We start from the raw sequence: 15,961 nt of genomic DNA on the forward strand, positions 1-15,961 counted from the left end.
TTTAATCCTCAATTAAGTCTTTAGAAAATGACTTACCACTTTTAAGTTTATCAATAGCAGAATCTAACCTACTTTCGTTAGTTCTGTTTGATAATTCATAATTTGTTGCAATCAGTGAATTATATTCTTCAAGTGAAATAACAACAATCCCAGAATCTTTTCCACGATTTATAATTAGAGTTTCAAAGTTTATTGCTACTCTATCAAAGTAAGATTTAATATCTTTTCTGAAATCTGAAATATTTGCTACTAACATAATTATTATAATTTGTACAAATGTATGTACAATATTTTGGTTTTACGCAATTTTCGTTAAATTATTAACGCTTACGTTCCCGCGCTACAAGCAGTTTGGGATTAAGGAAGCGTAATCTTTCGGATTTGCCAAATCTGCCAAATACAAAACCAACTTCAAATTAAGCCTAATACCCAAATTGCTTGTAGCGTGTGTTGGCGGTTCGGTTGCTTTTAGTCTAAATTTCGATTAAGAACCCATTTTTTTCATTTCTACTTTTCAAATTGCCGTCAGGAAACTCAAATTTTTCAAGTTTCTGCTTTTCACGTTCATATGTTTACACTTACTAATTCGGATTTTCTTACGTAAAGAAAACCAATTCTTTCAATGTTTTTATTTGGTTAAGTTCAGCCACAACTGACCATTAACGTTCTCACATATTATTTTTGGCGATTTGTATCCCTAAACTTACGGCTTAAATATAGCCACCATTAACTATATTCAGAGTTGTCGTTTGTATTACTTTATTATGATTAAAACATAGAATATTCCCAATCTACTTCATATTTTAGCAATTTTTTGTTCTTTGTTTTTTCCAAAATATATACTTTAACGTAATTCTGAAACCCCGTAACAGGAAATAATAAATGAAATTTATTATTTATTATTTTTTCTTGTTCTTTTTTCTTTTTCTTGAAATAATAATATGTATCCTGTTGCAAACTAGAAGGTTTGCTTATCTTTATTTTTTGTAAAAAAGCAATTGAACATGTATCTGTTTTATGATTTTTTTTATGCGAGAACCTTTCTCCATCAATATAAAAGTATATTTTTTGTTCACTACGTATCTTTTGATTATAAGAAGAGGTTGAGTCAAAATACACATATTTTATTAATTTTAAATACTTCTCCCCATCTTTATAAAATCTAAAGTAATCGCTTTCTTTTGTTTGTGCATTAATAAATGTCGAAACTGTAAGAAAAAATATGCAAATGTAGTTTTTCATAATTAATTACAATTTTTTGGTTCGTTATAAAAATTATCACTGATTAATACATCAATGTAGACTTTTCTTTTAAGATATAAATTATTCCATATAATTGTCGCTAAATTTGTGTTTTGCGAACACATAGGTTGTTTGAGATTATCCAAATTGCAATTTCTTTCAAAAACTACTTGATTCCCAGTCCACCTCGTACTTAATTATCTTATCATTATCCGTTTTTTCAAGGATATATACCTTGAGATATTTATGAATGCGCGATATAGGCATTGATTTTGGAACTTTTTGATTTGTTTTTTTTTTGAATTTTTCAACTTTTTTTCTAAAGTAATTGACTTCTTCTGCCTCTAAATTTCCTGTGTTTTCTAACTTAATTTTTTTTAGGATTCTAATTGAGCATGTATCGATTTTGTGTCTTCCTTTATTAAAAACAAATCTTTCTTTTTCTATGTAAAAGTAAGTTACATTTTTATCTTCACTTTTTTGTTTCGTACTATTTTCATTTTCGAATAAAATATACTTTTTTGGTTTTTCTCTTTCATTTTCTCCTCTATAAAAATTATCAAAATCCGCTTTTAGATTTTGGGAATATATAAAACTTACGTTTAATAGTAATGTGTAAATAATTGTTTTCATGGTTAATTGCAATTTTTTGGTCCGTTATAAAAATTATCTCTGATTAATATATCAATTGAGGCTTTTACATCTGGAGGTAAATTATCCCAAGCAATTGTAGTTACATTTTTGTCAAGTTTACCCAAACCTACCCACGCTACAGCTTCATAGGTAGATCGGGGAAGACGATTATTATCAAATTGTTGTATCACATCAGCAATTGTACTTCTGTAATGGTTTGCCATCATTTCATGATTCCAAGTTGGCTTCCATCTTCTTTCATAGTAGTCATATAATCCTGGAAAATTATTTTTTAAAGAGTTCACTAATATTACTTGTTCTTCTGGAGTGTTTGAGTTTAGAGTACCTCTTTGAGCAGCTGATAACATTTTTCTAAAAATTTCAGCATGAATAATCTCGTGTGCAAATACTGTTGCTATACCTAAATCTGATAAAGAAGCAAAGCTATTTTCATTGAATTGTATTTCTGTGACAAAATCAACAGGAGGTTGAGTCTCTCCATATACATTTGAAGCTAATGTATTGTTAATTGTTAATTTTAAGTGACTTACTGGAAATTCTCCATCAAATTTTTTAATAGCATTTGCAAAACCTGAACTTAAAGAGTTTAATTTATTATACACACATAATGCTTTGCCTGTAAGATTAACAATTACTTCAACAGGATGATTATCAGTAGGACTAAAAGTACCAGATGGGGAATGGCCATGATATTCAGCATTAGTACTACCGCCAGTGCTTACCCAAACATACTCGGAAGTAGTATAATTAAGAACAGAGTGTGTATATGTCCAACCTCCAGATCCGTTTGACCTGTACCAATCGGTATAATGTTGGGTTCTTGTGTACAACCAAAAGCCATTAGTGTCTTCACCAATTGGGGGAACTTTTGATGTTCGACTTATAGTTCCTTTTTCTTTATCTGAAAACACATTCAACAATTTTCCGTTTTTAAAAGCTTTTATCTTAGTATTTTCACCTTTCAAATTGTAATGATAAAGCGTGCCAGAAAAGGAAGTAATGGAGAAGTAATTTGTATTAGTCTGTTTTTCCGTTTTATTGGGCAGTAATTTAATGATTTCAAATGACCAATAATTGGTGTTTCCTTTAGAGACAAGTAGTTTATATTGTACGTCTAAAGCCTGCTTTCCATTTTTCAATATTTCTTTTATTTTAAAAGTAGTGTTAAATTCATAAGTCAATGGTATGCTGTCATTTTGTTCATTTATGTTGTATTGAGTCCAATCAATAATAAGATTGTTTTTGACAAAATCATCATTAAAGTTTTCAAGGGAGAATTCACTTTGTATTTGTTGGATTTCTGTTAGTTCAACATCAGAGGGATTATCTCTAGAACAACTAATATTAATAATGAAAATCCAAATAAGAGAATTCTGATTTTGAATAAGTTTTTCATTTTCTGTATCATACCGTTAAATTTCAAAGTTAATAATAAAGTTTGATTGTATAAGTCAATTTTTCTACTCTTCAAGTGGTTTTCTGGTTTAAAAGCAGATTATTTTTGGCTAAACGAAAATACTATTAAAAACGCTTTTCAAATTGTAGTCGGCAAACTCAAACTTTTACGTTTTTGTTTTTCAGGCTGTCATTTCCTAGTTTTCCTGCGTAACGAAAATCAAACTTTACAAAGTGTTTTTCTGGATAAGTTCGGTTTCAACTGACCGCCAACGTTTCGCAGCTTGCAGAAGTGGCGGATTAAGGAAGCCTAAACTTTCGGTTTAACACTTCCTTTGCAATTACAAAACCAACTTTACATTAAGCCTAAAACCCGACATTTCTGCAAACTGTTGTTATAGGTTTTTTTTATTTTTTACTCTGTTTCATTTGTGCTAAGAAGAATTTTATAACCTCTAAATTCATATTAGATGTTGTCCAATGTCCAACATTTTCATATGTTTTGAAGGTCGCATTGATATTAGCTTTCAAATAAACTTTTTGACATTCTAAATACCTTTTTTGAACTGTCGCGCCAATATTATCATTGATTATTTTCCTCTCCTTTTTATTATAAGCATCATCATATTGAACAGCATCGTTCTCGTCTAATTGACCCATATAAATTAATTGAGGAATGGATTTGTAAGTCTCAAAGTTAAATTTTTGGTTGAATAGTTTTTCAAAATAATTTATTCCAATTGGATAGTTGATTTTTAGACTGTTAATTTCATTTTGAGGAAACATAAGCTCTCCGTTAAAACCACCAATAGCCAATGCTTGAATTTTGTCTGGATGTAAAAATGAAAAACGATTTGTAAAAGTGGCAGAAGCAGAAAAACCACTCATAAATATTTTGTCTTCAACCTCAATAGTCAATGCTTTTAAAATGTTTTTGGCATCTCTTATCATTTCTAATAACTGCAAGTCAAGTCGTTTTAACTCGTTTGATTTTTCTACCATTACATCTCTGTCCAAAGCGTGTGTGTAGGTCAAAGGTTTTGATGCGGGTCTTGGAAAAATAGGAACTAGAAAAGGTATGCGTAATTGGGTAGAAATATTGTTACCAACTGAACTAACAGCTGCTAAATCAATAGCATGTTTTTTGTGTACTTCGATACTGTCCGATGGTTTTCCAGTGTTGTTTGGCTCAACGAGCAGAAATGTTTTGCTATTTCGTTTTGTGCCTTTGGGAATGAACAGGATGTAATTATTAAAAAAATTTTTCGATGGTTTTTTTTCAATTACGATTAAACTATCTTTCTCGAAGATTTCTAACTGTGAATTTTGGGCGACCAAAATGTTGCAAGCAAATGTAAGTAAGGTAACTGTGATTATGTATCGCATTTTATATGTTTTGTAGTGGTGGTTCTTGTTACTGTCTGTTCATAAAATAACCTATAACGTCCCCGCGCTACACGCAGTTTGGGACTAAATTAAGCCCATTATTCGGATTTGCCAAATCATCCAAATACAAAACCATATTTAAATTAAGCCTAATACCCAAATTGCTTGTAGCGTGTGTTACCTGCAGGCGACCTTTATTCTAAGTCAAGTTCTTTTTCAATGATTTGATTTTCGCTTTTTCGGTCAGATTTTCGCCTTTCTGATTTCTGTTTCTGAATATACTTATTTACATTTCCAACACACATTTCATATTCTGCAAATTGGGAGCCTTGTTTTATCATTATTCCATTCATTGGGCAATTTTCATAACCACAGTTATGTTTTGAATATTCACCGAAATTCCGGTGTTTTATTCGTTTATCTTTTAATATTTTTTCTTGGGCTATAAATATTTTTTTCCACAAACCTGCTTTATCACCTTCTGTGAGCTCCAATCCTAAAGTTAATACTTTCACATAAGTCCAAGGATCTTTTATTTGGAGAAAATCAAATGTCTTTTGAAAAATGCTGTTGGCTAATTCTCGAATCTTAATTTTTTCCTCAATGGTTATTTTTTCATTCTCTGTAATAGAACGATAAAGACCTAAAGTATTAAAGTCAGAATAATTTTTATGATTTTCAATGTAGAAGAAATATTCTTCAAAACTTAGGCAATTAAATTGTTTTCCGATTTCCATAGTTCTCTTTAAAGATAAACGTGATTTTCGCTTGCAGGTAACGTTCTGGTACTACAGCGGGTTTGGGTTCTAAATTAAGATTTATTTTTCGGTTAGCACTAAACTGCCAAATACAAAATCAACTTCCCATTAAGCCAATTGCCCAAATCCGTTGTAGTAGCTGTTATGTGATGCCAATTTAGACAACGGGTTTTCTATCTAAATCGCTATATGGATAAAATCCTTTTTCTTTTAGCAAATTGATTAATTTGTCACTTCCATTTTTTCTAGCAAATTCCATTTCGCTTCTAAAAACTTCTAAGCATAACAATAAGTGATGACTTCTATCCCCGATTTTAAATTCTTTGTTGTCAGGTCTATAATTATCTAATATCAGACAATTATTCTCGTCCGTTCCATTTGGAACTTCAACTGTTTCATTCGGATTTAAAATTGCTTGCGAAGCATAATTTGCAATAGTTGTAAATATTCCGCAAAAGCGTCTTTCGATTGTATTAAATTCAGTTTGGTTTTCTTCATTTTCATTATAATCCAATTTAGTAAAACCAACTAATTCATAAGTTCCAATTCTGTTCGGTTTTGGTCCATATCCATCAGGATTTAGTAATTCCATTGTTGCAAATCCAGTCCCCTTAATATGATTTTTGAAATAGTACATATCAACTGCACCTCCAACTGAAAAAGGAATTATTGCGTGTCCAACAATTCCGTGCATTTTACCTAAAACACTTTCTAATCCTTGTTCTTTTAATTCGTAATCTTTATTGTATTCCTCTTCTGTAAATTCTCTTGTCGGCAATTCAACTTCCTTCTTTCTTCCACCGAATAAATTTTTGAAAAAACTCATATATCTTAAATTTTATTTTAGTCGTTTTTTGGTTTGGTATCACATAACGTTCTGGTACTACAGCGGGTTTGGGTTCTAAATTAAGATTTATTTTTCGGTTGTCACTAAACATTCAAATACAAAACCATTTTCCAATTAAGGCCAATGCCCAAATCTGTTGTAGTAGCTGTTATGTGACGCCTTTTTTGTTTATACTTGTTTTCCAAGTTTGATTTTTATTATCCAAAATATAGATTTCGGAATCGTTAACTCTCAAAACTTTTTTAATAGTGNATTATATCCTTAATTACTATTCTGAAGATTATTCAATAAAACTGACAAAGTCCTAATCGGGGCATAAGTAGCTAACTTTGATCGAAGAGAAGGTTCACTTTGTCAGTTTGGTTGTTGATTAAAAGTACTTTAAATTTATTTAGCAAATCTAAAGGATGGGAGAGGCATCCTTGCTGTGCGGGGTTCGCACAGCAAGATATAGCGGACAGCGGGACAAATCGTGTGGTGCGCAAAAAAAGTGCTGCTCCTTCAACATTAAAAATATATAGTGTCAAATAGAGTATTTTATTTGAGATGTAATTGCTTAGAGGATTCAATTGTTTCTTTCAAAAAAGACTTTGGCTTCTTGTGGTTTTGATTGGCATAAAAAAAAGCGCTAATTGCGCTTTTTTTGTTTTTAATGGTAGTGTTTACTAACTTATACAACGCTAGCTACAAGAAACAGTACTACTAAAATGATTACTACTACTTTTAAGTATTTTGAATTTCTCATGATTGTTTTTTTTGTTGTTTTCAAAAATATCAAAACTTTTTGATTTTGAGCTATGCGATGCGTATTTTAACGAATCGGAATTGGAAATACGGGCAAACTAGCATGGCCTAAAGCATCTACTGACTGTACGGCAAAGAAATAATTGTCCTTTGAATAGGGGATTTCTATTTTGTTTTCTTTTGTGAAAATTGCTTTTTGCCAATGTGAAGCACTCGTTTCTCTTATTAAAATGGTGTATCCAAAAACAGGTTTTCCTTGTGGAGCTTGCCAAACTAATACAGACGAATTGGTTAGTTCTTTAACTTCAATTCCGACGTTTTCTGGTGCTTTTGGTGACCAAGCTAAATTGCTGAAAGTAGCCAAATTAGAGCAGGTTACTTTGCGCATATATTCAAAGTCCATAAACTCGGGTAAATCACCATATTGAATGTTGTTTTCTTTGCGTACGTTTTGATGTTGATGGTCATAGTTCTCATTCATTTCACAAAAACGTATGGCAGTAAATCCATTTTGGCTAAAGGGAGTGTGGTCACCACCTCTTAAAAAGCGGTCATTTCTATACACCAATTGAATGTCTAATTGAGACACATATTGTTGGGTCACTGTTTTGATATAACGTGCCAATTGTCGGGAAGGACTATCGTTGTCTCGGTTAGTAGCTTTTCTCATTTTCGCTTCGGCCTCCGTTTCGGTATAAGGAATCGTTTCACTAAATACGCGAACTTGAGTGTTGTCGCGAAGTTGGGTACCACTTGATAAGCTATTGCCAATCATATCATTATTGAGCATTGCGATTAGGTTCCATTTTTGTTCTTTGGCTATATCGGCCAAATGTTTTGCTCCATATAATCCTTGTTCTTCTCCAACAACAGCAACAAATATGAGGGTAAACGGAAATTCTCTTTGGCTCATGATTCTGGCTAATTCCATCACACAAGCTACTCCAGAACCATCATCATTGGCTCCTGGCGCATCTGATTTGGCATCCATTACATCAGAAGCACGAGAATCCAAGTGCCCACTAATTATTAATACACGATTATCGGTTGGGTCAGTTCCTTTTAGGGTTGCCATTACGTTGCCTAGTTCACTATCCACAGCGATTCGTTTGCCATCGGCTTTGATGGTGAAATAGTCGATTTTAGAAGTCAATCGTCCATTAGAAGCTAATGCATATTTGTCAAATTCTGATTTTACCCAGCGCTGAGCAGCACCTATTCCGCGTGTGTTACTTTTAGTGTCACTTAAAGTATGTCGCGTACCAAAAGAAACTAATTTCTTTACAATGGCTTCTAGGTTTTCGGTTTTGACTTCATTCACCATTTTCAAGATTTCTGGGTCGGAAGTTGTGATTTGAGAGTGTAAATTTGGAACTACAAAGAGTAGTAAAAAGAGTTGAAAAAGTAAAGTTGGTTTCATTGGAGTTAGTTTGATTTTTTCAAATTTAAACAATTAAAATAGTTTTAGGTATTTTGATTTAGAGATTAACACTTGTACAATGATGCGCTTCACAAGATACATCGAAGAATCTCAACGCTTAGCTCTAGAATAAAGCAAAGTCTTTGTACCTTTGCGCCATAGAAAATAGAAGAAAATGATTCAAATAGGAAAATACAATACCCTAACCATTTTAAGAGATACCAAAGTAGGTTTGTTTTTAGGCAACCCTGAGCAAGACCCAGAAGGAATACACGATATTCTTTTGCCTAACAAATATGTTCCAAACGAATTTGAAATTGGAGAGGAATTGATAGTTTTTGTGTATTTAGACCACGAACAACGACCAGTTGCCACCACTTTAGAGCCTTATATTTTATTGAATGAATTTGCTTTATTGCGAGTAAATTACATCAACCAAGTAGGTGCTTTTATGGATTGGGGAATGGAGAAAGATATTTTGGTTCCTTTCAAAGAGCAAGCGCGTCCTATGGAAAAAGGAAAGCGTTATTTAGTGTATTTGTATATGGATGAAAAAACAAATCGTTTGGTCGCTTCTAGTAAAACCAATCAGTTTTTGAGTAATGATGTGCTTACAGTTGAAAAAGGAGAAGAAGTAGATTTAATCGTTTCGCATATTACCGAAATTGGGATTAACGTAATCATCAACGAAAAACATAAAGGATTACTCTACAAAGATGAAGTATACGATGATGCTATTCGAACTGGGGACAGAATGAGAGGCTACATCAAAAATATTCGTCCTGATAATAAGATTGATGTTTCGTTGCAAATTCAAGGGTATCAAAATATTGAACCCAATGCTGAAAAGATTTTGAATGAATTAAGAGCAAGTCGCGGTTTCTTACGTTTAAATGATAATTCTCATCCAGAAGACATCAAAACGGTTTTGAAGATGAGTAAAAAAACATTCAAAAAAGCCATTGGTGCTTTGTACAGAGATAAAGTAATTGAGATTAAAGAAGACGGAATTTATTTGATTCAAGAATAATTCTAACGGCATAAAATAAAAAAAAGGCTAATCGATATACGGTTAGCCTTTTCTCTTTTGATGACAAGATTGTCTTCAAAAAGGATGCATTCATAAGGTCTTTGTATCACCTGAAAAACAACAGTTATTAATATAAAGGAACTGCTTGTAATAGATTAACTTAAGTGTAAAATACCTGTTGAATGTTTTGTCTTTAAATGGAATTTTCGATTGGTTCAGAATACTAGAATTAACCTTGCAATAAAACCATTAGTCTATTATATATATTGTAAGGATTCAATTTCAGTTAAACTCCCTTATTTCTTTTAGGCAACCAAATTGAAAACACTTATTGTTGACTGTAGGTGCTACTATTATGTTCTAAAATACTTTGCAAACGAATCATCCATTTGCCCAATTGTTTTTGAAGTAGATTTTATCATTCTTTCCGAAAAAAATTGAGCGACATTTTTTTTAACTAATTTCAAAAGCTTTCATTTTTTAAGGTTAATAATTCAGTGAAAAAATCCGCGCTAATCTAAGCTCAAAAAAAAGAAGTACAACGCTGATTAGCAATAATTAAAAGTACTTATTTTTTTGACTCCTCTTTGTTAAAAATCTGATTTTCTAACCAATTTTAACACTTCAAAAAGATTCGTCAGATTAGGATTATCAAAGCTTATTCAATAAGAATAGTTTAAAATAGAAAAATGCTTTATTTTTACACTAAAATTTAAAATTGTAACTAATGGAATGGATTACCGCTAGAGAATTTGAAGATATTACCTATAAAAAATGCAATGGTGTAGCTAGAATTGCATTTAACAGACCTAATGTTCGCAACGCTTTCAGACCCAAAACAACTTCCGAATTATACCAAGCCTTTTATGATGCACAAGAAGATACTTCTATTGGAGTAGTCTTGTTGTCTGCCGAAGGGCCTTCTACCAAAGATGGAGTGTATTCATTCTGCAGTGGTGGTGACCAAAATGCAAGAGGACATCAAGGCTATGTGGGAGATGATGGTCAACATCGTTTGAACATTTTAGAAGTACAACGTCTAATCCGTTTTATGCCAAAAGTTGTTATTGCAGTAGTACCAGGATGGGCTGTTGGTGGCGGACACAGTTTGCACGTGGTTTGCGATATGACTTTAGCTAGTAAAGAACACGCTATTTTTAAACAAACAGATGCCGATGTAACGAGTTTTGATGGCGGTTATGGTTCAGCGTACTTGGCCAAAATGGTAGGTCAGAAGAAAGCCCGTGAAATATTCTTTTTAGGACGTAATTATTCTGCCCAAGAAGCTTTTGAAATGGGTATGGTCAATGCTGTGATTCCACACGATGAATTAGAAGAAACGGCTTATCAATGGGCACAAGAGGTATTGGCAAAATCACCAATGGCTATCAAAATGCTAAAATTTGCTATGAATCTAACCGATGACGGTATGGTAGGACAGCAAGTCTTTGCCGGAGAAGCCACTCGTTTAGCCTATATGACAGAAGAAGCCAAAGAAGGTAGAAATGCATTCCTAGAAAAACGCAAACCTAACTTCGAAAAGAAATGGTTACCTTAAAAGTTTATAGTTGTTCAATGGTTTAAATTTGTTTGAAATAGTTTAAGGTTGTTTAAAATTGTTTAATAGAGAACATTTTACATTATTTTTTAAACCTTTAAACAACTTTAAACCTTGTAAACTACCTTAAACTTTTAAACATTTTAAAAACAAAAAATAAGAAATGAAACACTGGATTCAAGCCGCACGATTAAGAACTTTACCATTATCCGTATCGGGAATAATTGTGGGGAGTATGTATGCCTTAGCGCATCCAACAGAAGCTATTTTAACACCAACCGAAGTGTTCAATTGGTCTATTTTAGGCTTTGCTTTGCTTACCACTTTGGGGCTGCAAGTATTGTCAAACTTTGCCAACGATTATGGAGATGGCGTAAAAGGCACCGATAACGAAGATAGAGTAGGGCCTAAACGTGCCATTCAAAGTGGAGTGATTTCTGCGCCAGCGATGAAGCGTGCCATAATCATCACTTCTATACTTACACTTTTATCAGCCATTACATTAATTTATATTGCTTTTGGAGATACCAATTTTGTGTATTCGTTGTTCTATTTAGTACTTGGTGTTTTGGCTATTGCCTCAGCAATCAAATATACAGTCGGGACATCTGCTTATGGATATCGCGGATATGGAGACGTTTTTGTATTTATATTCTTCGGTTTGGTAAGTACGCTAGGAGTTAACTTTTTGTATTCTAAACAATTGGATTTCGATTTGTTTTTGCCTGCAATTGGTATCGGATTATTGAGTGTTGCAGTACTTAACTTAAACAATATGCGAGACGAAGCCTCGGATAGAAAATCTGGAAAGAATACAATCGTGGTACAAATGGGCGGCGAAAAGGCCAAAAAATACCATTATTTCCTAATTATCACTTCAATGGTAGTCTTTGTTGTCTTTGCTTTACTCAATAATTTTAATATCGATCAATACTTGTTTTTAGTAGCCTATTACCCTTTGGTAAAACATTTGGACACGGTTAAAAAGAACACCAATCCCAAAGAATTAGATCCTGAACTGAAAAAAGTAGCCTTAAGTACTTTCTTTTTGTCAGTTCTTTTTTCATTGTGCATGATTTATTTCTTTTCAGACGTTATTGTGAATACTTTTATGGGTGGCCGATAAAAGGCTTCTTTCAATCTTTAATTATTAAATTATGAAAATTACATTCTACGGACACGCTTGTATCGGAATTGAAGTGGCAGGTAAACATATCTTGGTCGATCCATTTATCACAGGAAACCCAAAAGCTAGCCATATAAATATAAATGAACTAAAAGCAGATTACATTTTGATTACCCATGCTCATTTTGACCATGTGCAAGATGTCGAGGCTATTGCTAAACGCACGGATGCTGTGATTGTTTCTAATTGGGAAATTGCTAATTATTATGGTGCCAAAGAACTAAAATTCCATCCGATGAATCACGGCGGAAGCTGGACTTTCGATTTCGGAAAAGTAAAATATGTTGCTGCGGTTCACTCAAGCGCCTTCCCAGACGGAACTTACGGAGGAAATCCTGGTGGATTTGTAATCGAAGGAGAACACAAAAATATCTACATCTCTGGCGATACAGCACTAACAATGGATATGAAATTAATCCCAATGCGTACCAAATTAGATTTGGCGATTTTCCCAATTGGCGATTGCTTCACGATGGATATAGAAGACGCTATTATTGCTTCGGATTTTGTAGAATGTGATAAAGTACTGGGCTGTCATTTTGATACTTTTGGTTTTATAGAAATCAATCACGAACAAGCCATCAAGAAGTTTTTCGACAAAGGAAAAGACCTAATGCTTTTATCCATTGGCGAATCGATAGAATTGTAGTTCATTTGATATAGTAAGAGTTAGGAGCTGTTTCCTGCTGTCCACTATATCTTTACTGCCGAACCCCGGCAGTAAAGGATGCCGTTCCCATCAGGGCTAGGGTCTAGTGCATTCATCACGCTTTGTTTTTATATTTTAATTATGATTAAAAAAACATTCCTTTTACTTTTTACAGTATTTTGTTGTTCTCCATCACTTCTAGCTCAAAAAACGGGCTATTGGGACAAAGAAAGAGCAACTTCTAAAGAAATTATAGTTTCCGCAAGAGACCGAATCATCATCAAAACAGAAGACTTACCTGTCGGAACTACCGAAGTCGTGTATCGCATTACGTTACTAGACGAAAACCAACAAATGGCGGGAAGTTTGGTTTCAGTACTAAAATCCATTCCAGACCCTACTGGAATTAGTCAAGGTTCTGCGGGTGCGGTGTTTATCTTGTCTAAAATCTCTGGTGATGATAAATGCCAATACGCTATTTTTTCTTCCAATGCTGCAGCTACAACCTATCAAAAAACGGGGAGTACTACAGAGGCTTGTTTTTTACAAGAAACCCCTTTGAGTAAAGACGCCAAACGATTATCGACAGACAAATCAACTTGCTTGCAATCCAATGCCATTTGGTTTGGCTTCGAAAGCAAGAATTGGATTATGAAGCAAAAAATAGTGCTAGAGGTTGTGCCTTGGGTCGATTATAAATTGAGTCGCGGCTGGAGCGCAAGCAATCGAAAAAACATTATCGAGCAATGTAAAACCTCCACAATGGCACAAAAAATGACCAATTCGGACGACTTTTGTGTTTGTGTTTTAGACAAAATCCAAAACAAATACACCCACACCGAGTTTCAAAAGCTATTAAAAGAAGAGCGTAACAAAGCTTTTAAAGATTTTGGCAACAGCTGTTTTGGTGAATCTAGCGTGTCTAATACAACCTATGCAGACGCAAGGAAGCAGGCGAGCCAATTAGCCAAACAAGGGAAACACGGCGAAGCTATCACCAAGCTAAAAATGATTATCAATGATGGCAAGGGCAAAGTACAAGATTATAATGCTATTGGAACCAGTTATTTGTTGACCAAACAATACGGTAAAGCCATTAAATTTTTGCAAGACGGCGAACGCATAGACGATGCCGAGTTGTTGATTAAGTTGAATTTAGCCCACGCTTATTTGTTAAACGACAACTACAAGTCAGCAAAAGCGATTTACAAAAAATACCAAAATCAAAATGTCACCGATAGTTTGAGTTGGGTTGAAAAGACCAAAGTGGATTTCGAAACCTTTCAAAAACTAGGAATTAAATCTGATGATTTTGAGAGAGTATTGAGTTTGTATAATTAAAAAATATCCTATTGTTGGAACGCGAATGACACGGATTAAACGGATTTTTAAATTAAAACAAGTGAAAATTCGCCTAGTGCGTCTTGTTTGTTTTCCATCATCAAAATTGAAGCTAGCAAGATTGTAAAGAATAATTCCACAAACTATTAAAACATACCATTTTGAAAGCAACCTATCATAAATACTTACTTGATTTTAAACGTCCATCAGGAACGTCACGCGGCGTTATGACCACTAAGGAAACGTGGTTTTTGGTGTTGGAAGAAGATGGAAAATGGGGAATAGGAGAGTGCGGCATTCTTAGAGGTTTAAGTGCCGATGACCGTCCCGATTATGAAATGAAATTGCATTGGGTTTGCGACAATATTCACTTAGGTGAAACTGCTTTGTGGGAAGCTTTAATGGAATTTCCTTCCATTCAATTTGGGGTCGAAATGGCTTTTTTGTCGCTCAAAAGCGAAAATCCATTTTTACTTTTTCCTTCGAATTTTACTAATGGTTCTCAATCTATTGTGATAAACGGACTCGTTTGGATGGGGGAACCTTCGTTTATGAAAGCCCAAATCGAAGAAAAAATTGCACAAGGTTTCAGTTGTATAAAACTTAAAATCGGAGCCATTGATTTTGATAAAGAGCTGGCTTTATTGGGGTATATTCGCACTCATTTTTCTGAAAATCAAATTGAAATTCGAGTGGATGCAAATGGCGCTTTTGATTCAAATGAAGCTTTATGTAAGTTAAATCAATTATCTGATTTTAAATTACATAGTATTGAACAACCGATAGCGAAGAATAACGCTGACACTATGGCAGAGTTATGTAAAATCACTCCATTTCCTATTGCTTTAGACGAAGAACTCATAGGTGTGTTTTCCTTTGCTGATAAAGAGCAGTTGCTAAAAGATATTCAACCGCAATACATTATTTTGAAACCTAGTTTTGTGGGTGGTTTTAGAGGAACTCAAGAATGGATTAATCTAGCTGATAAATATAAAATTGGTTGGTGGATAACATCAGCTTTAGAGAGTAATATTGGTTTGAATGCGATTGCGCAATGGACATATCTTCAAAATTCAAAAATGCCTCAGGGTTTAGGAACTGGAGCTTTGTATACCAATAATTTTGATTGTCCTTTGGAAGTCGAAAAGGGGCAGCTTTGGTACAGAAAAAATTCAGATTGGCATTTTGATAAAGCTATTTTTTCATAACTAAAATATTCCAAATGATAGAAATCGAAAGAAAATTTCTAGTAACCTCCACTGATTTTATATCTCAAGCTTTTGCTCATAATCGAATAGCTCAGGGATATATTAGCAAAAATCCAGAGCGAACAGTTCGCGTCAGAATAAAAGGAGATAAAGGTTTTTTGACCATCAAAGGAAAAGGTAATGAAAGTGGTTTGTCGCGTTTTGAATGGGAGAAAGAAATTCCTGTTGAAGAAGCACAGCAATTGATGCATTTGTGCGAGAAAGGAACCATTGATAAAACGCGCTATGAAATACAATCCGGAAATCACGTCATTGAAGTGGACGTTTTTTATGGAGAAAATGAAGGCTTAATAATTGCGGAAATAGAACTATCATCTGAAACAGAAATGTTTCTTAAACCTGAATGGTTAGGAGAAGAAGTTACCAATGATGTCCGCTATTACAACGGCTATTTGAGTGAGCATCCGTTTAAAAGTTGGTGATTTTATTTTAATTATGTCTATGTAAAAGCTACCTCTGTTTGGGGTAGTTTTTTTTTGCTTT

At 33.6% G+C, this 15,961-nt stretch carries 15 protein-coding genes; 7 read left to right on the plus strand and 8 right to left on the minus strand.

Annotated elements, in window-relative coordinates; genetic code table 11:
- Nucleotide 1 precedes the first annotated feature (1 nt).
- The 8 genes from FLAVO9AF_RS03485 to FLAVO9AF_RS03520 all read right to left on the minus strand — a co-directional run bounded on the left by FLAVO9AF_RS03485 (nucleotide 2) and on the right by FLAVO9AF_RS03520 (nucleotide 8,446).
- The gene (locus FLAVO9AF_RS03485; protein WP_159684340.1) at nucleotides 2-256 is read right to left on the minus strand and encodes a type II toxin-antitoxin system Phd/YefM family antitoxin; all 255 of its coding nucleotides are present in this window, start codon (nucleotides 254-256) and stop codon (nucleotides 2-4) included.
- Nucleotides 257-768: 512 nt separating this feature from the next.
- Nucleotides 769-1,242, minus strand: coding sequence for a hypothetical protein (locus FLAVO9AF_RS03490; RefSeq protein WP_159684345.1), 474 nt, complete (start codon nucleotides 1,240-1,242; stop codon nucleotides 769-771).
- A 159-nt stretch (nucleotides 1,243-1,401) separates the two neighbouring features.
- Complete coding sequence (locus tag FLAVO9AF_RS03495) at nucleotides 1,402-1,875, minus strand: hypothetical protein (protein WP_159684348.1); 474 nt, start codon at nucleotides 1,873-1,875, stop codon at nucleotides 1,402-1,404.
- A 2-nt stretch (nucleotides 1,876-1,877) separates the two neighbouring features.
- The gene (locus FLAVO9AF_RS03500) at nucleotides 1,878-3,035 is read right to left on the minus strand and encodes a hypothetical protein (RefSeq protein ID WP_159684351.1); all 1,158 of its coding nucleotides are present in this window, start codon (nucleotides 3,033-3,035) and stop codon (nucleotides 1,878-1,880) included.
- A gap of 664 nt (nucleotides 3,036-3,699) precedes the next feature.
- Nucleotides 3,700-4,677: a hypothetical protein gene (locus FLAVO9AF_RS03505; RefSeq protein WP_159684355.1), complete on the minus strand. Its 978-nt coding sequence runs from the start codon at nucleotides 4,675-4,677 to the stop codon at nucleotides 3,700-3,702.
- A 194-nt stretch (nucleotides 4,678-4,871) separates the two neighbouring features.
- Entirely contained in the window at nucleotides 4,872-5,414 is a 543-nt protein-coding gene (locus FLAVO9AF_RS03510; RefSeq protein ID WP_159684360.1) for a hypothetical protein, read from the minus strand.
- A gap of 178 nt (nucleotides 5,415-5,592) precedes the next feature.
- A complete protein-coding gene (locus FLAVO9AF_RS03515; RefSeq protein WP_159684364.1) occupies nucleotides 5,593-6,261 on the minus strand; it encodes a suppressor of fused domain protein in 669 nt (222 codons plus the stop codon).
- Between the two features lie 832 nt (nucleotides 6,262-7,093).
- Nucleotides 7,094-8,446 (minus strand): M28 family metallopeptidase, encoded by a 1,353-nt coding sequence (locus FLAVO9AF_RS03520; protein WP_159684366.1) that lies wholly within the window; start codon nucleotides 8,444-8,446, stop codon nucleotides 7,094-7,096.
- Between the two features lie 175 nt (nucleotides 8,447-8,621).
- On the opposite strand from FLAVO9AF_RS03520, the gene FLAVO9AF_RS03525 reads away from it, so the two are divergent.
- From FLAVO9AF_RS03525 to FLAVO9AF_RS03555, 7 genes are all read left to right on the plus strand, one after another.
- Nucleotides 8,622-9,476 (plus strand): S1 RNA-binding domain-containing protein, encoded by an 855-nt coding sequence (locus tag FLAVO9AF_RS03525; RefSeq protein ID WP_159684370.1) that lies wholly within the window; start codon nucleotides 8,622-8,624, stop codon nucleotides 9,474-9,476.
- A gap of 727 nt (nucleotides 9,477-10,203) precedes the next feature.
- Nucleotides 10,204-11,034: a 1,4-dihydroxy-2-naphthoyl-CoA synthase gene (locus FLAVO9AF_RS03530; protein WP_024982521.1), complete on the plus strand. Its 831-nt coding sequence runs from the start codon at nucleotides 10,204-10,206 to the stop codon at nucleotides 11,032-11,034.
- 163 nt (nucleotides 11,035-11,197) lie between these two features.
- Nucleotides 11,198-12,160, plus strand: a complete 963-nt coding sequence (gene menA, locus FLAVO9AF_RS03535) for a 1,4-dihydroxy-2-naphthoate octaprenyltransferase (RefSeq protein WP_159684373.1) — start codon at nucleotides 11,198-11,200, stop codon at nucleotides 12,158-12,160.
- Between the two features lie 31 nt (nucleotides 12,161-12,191).
- Nucleotides 12,192-12,869 carry a metal-dependent hydrolase gene (locus tag FLAVO9AF_RS03540; RefSeq protein WP_159684376.1) on the plus strand — a complete coding sequence of 226 codons (678 nt, stop codon included), beginning with the start codon at nucleotides 12,192-12,194 and terminating at the stop codon, nucleotides 12,867-12,869.
- Between the two features lie 141 nt (nucleotides 12,870-13,010).
- Nucleotides 13,011-14,210 carry a tetratricopeptide repeat protein gene (locus FLAVO9AF_RS03545; protein WP_159684380.1) on the plus strand — a complete coding sequence of 400 codons (1,200 nt, stop codon included), beginning with the start codon at nucleotides 13,011-13,013 and terminating at the stop codon, nucleotides 14,208-14,210.
- A 161-nt stretch (nucleotides 14,211-14,371) separates the two neighbouring features.
- On the plus strand, nucleotides 14,372-15,418 hold the full coding sequence (locus FLAVO9AF_RS03550) for an o-succinylbenzoate synthase (RefSeq protein WP_159684384.1): 1,047 nt from the start codon (nucleotides 14,372-14,374) through the stop codon (nucleotides 15,416-15,418).
- A 14-nt stretch (nucleotides 15,419-15,432) separates the two neighbouring features.
- The gene (locus FLAVO9AF_RS03555; RefSeq protein ID WP_159684387.1) at nucleotides 15,433-15,900 is read left to right on the plus strand and encodes a CYTH domain-containing protein; all 468 of its coding nucleotides are present in this window, start codon (nucleotides 15,433-15,435) and stop codon (nucleotides 15,898-15,900) included.
- Nucleotides 15,901-15,961: the final 61 nt, after the last annotated feature.

The sequence above is a fragment of the Flavobacterium sp. 9R genome (assembly GCF_902506345.1).
GTDB lineage: Bacteria > Bacteroidota > Bacteroidia > Flavobacteriales > Flavobacteriaceae > Flavobacterium.

Bases quoted from the DNA above. Each gene is read 5' to 3' on its own strand.
- FLAVO9AF_RS03485 (WP_159684340.1), bottom strand. From the start codon at position 256: ATGTTAGTAGCAAATATTTCAGATTTCAGAAAAGATATTAAATCTTAC.
- FLAVO9AF_RS03510 (WP_159684360.1), bottom strand. From the start codon at position 5,414: ATGGAAATCGGAAAACAATTTAATTGCCTAAGTTTTGAAGAATATTTC.
- FLAVO9AF_RS03520 (WP_159684366.1), bottom strand. From the start codon at position 8,446: ATGAAACCAACTTTACTTTTTCAACTCTTTTTACTACTCTTTGTAGTT.
- FLAVO9AF_RS03540 (WP_159684376.1), top strand. From the start codon at position 12,192: ATGAAAATTACATTCTACGGACACGCTTGTATCGGAATTGAAGTGGCA.
- FLAVO9AF_RS03495 (WP_159684348.1), bottom strand. From the start codon at position 1,875: ATGAAAACAATTATTTACACATTACTATTAAACGTAAGTTTTATATAT.
- FLAVO9AF_RS03545 (WP_159684380.1), top strand. From the start codon at position 13,011: ATGATTAAAAAAACATTCCTTTTACTTTTTACAGTATTTTGTTGTTCT.
- FLAVO9AF_RS03505 (WP_159684355.1), bottom strand. From the start codon at position 4,677: ATGCGATACATAATCACAGTTACCTTACTTACATTTGCTTGCAACATT.
- FLAVO9AF_RS03525 (WP_159684370.1), top strand. From the start codon at position 8,622: ATGATTCAAATAGGAAAATACAATACCCTAACCATTTTAAGAGATACC.
- FLAVO9AF_RS03515 (WP_159684364.1), bottom strand. From the start codon at position 6,261: ATGAGTTTTTTCAAAAATTTATTCGGTGGAAGAAAGAAGGAAGTTGAA.
- menA (WP_159684373.1), top strand. From the start codon at position 11,198: ATGAAACACTGGATTCAAGCCGCACGATTAAGAACTTTACCATTATCC.
- FLAVO9AF_RS03490 (WP_159684345.1), bottom strand. From the start codon at position 1,242: ATGAAAAACTACATTTGCATATTTTTTCTTACAGTTTCGACATTTATT.
- FLAVO9AF_RS03530 (WP_024982521.1), top strand. From the start codon at position 10,204: ATGGAATGGATTACCGCTAGAGAATTTGAAGATATTACCTATAAAAAA.
- FLAVO9AF_RS03555 (WP_159684387.1), top strand. From the start codon at position 15,433: ATGATAGAAATCGAAAGAAAATTTCTAGTAACCTCCACTGATTTTATA.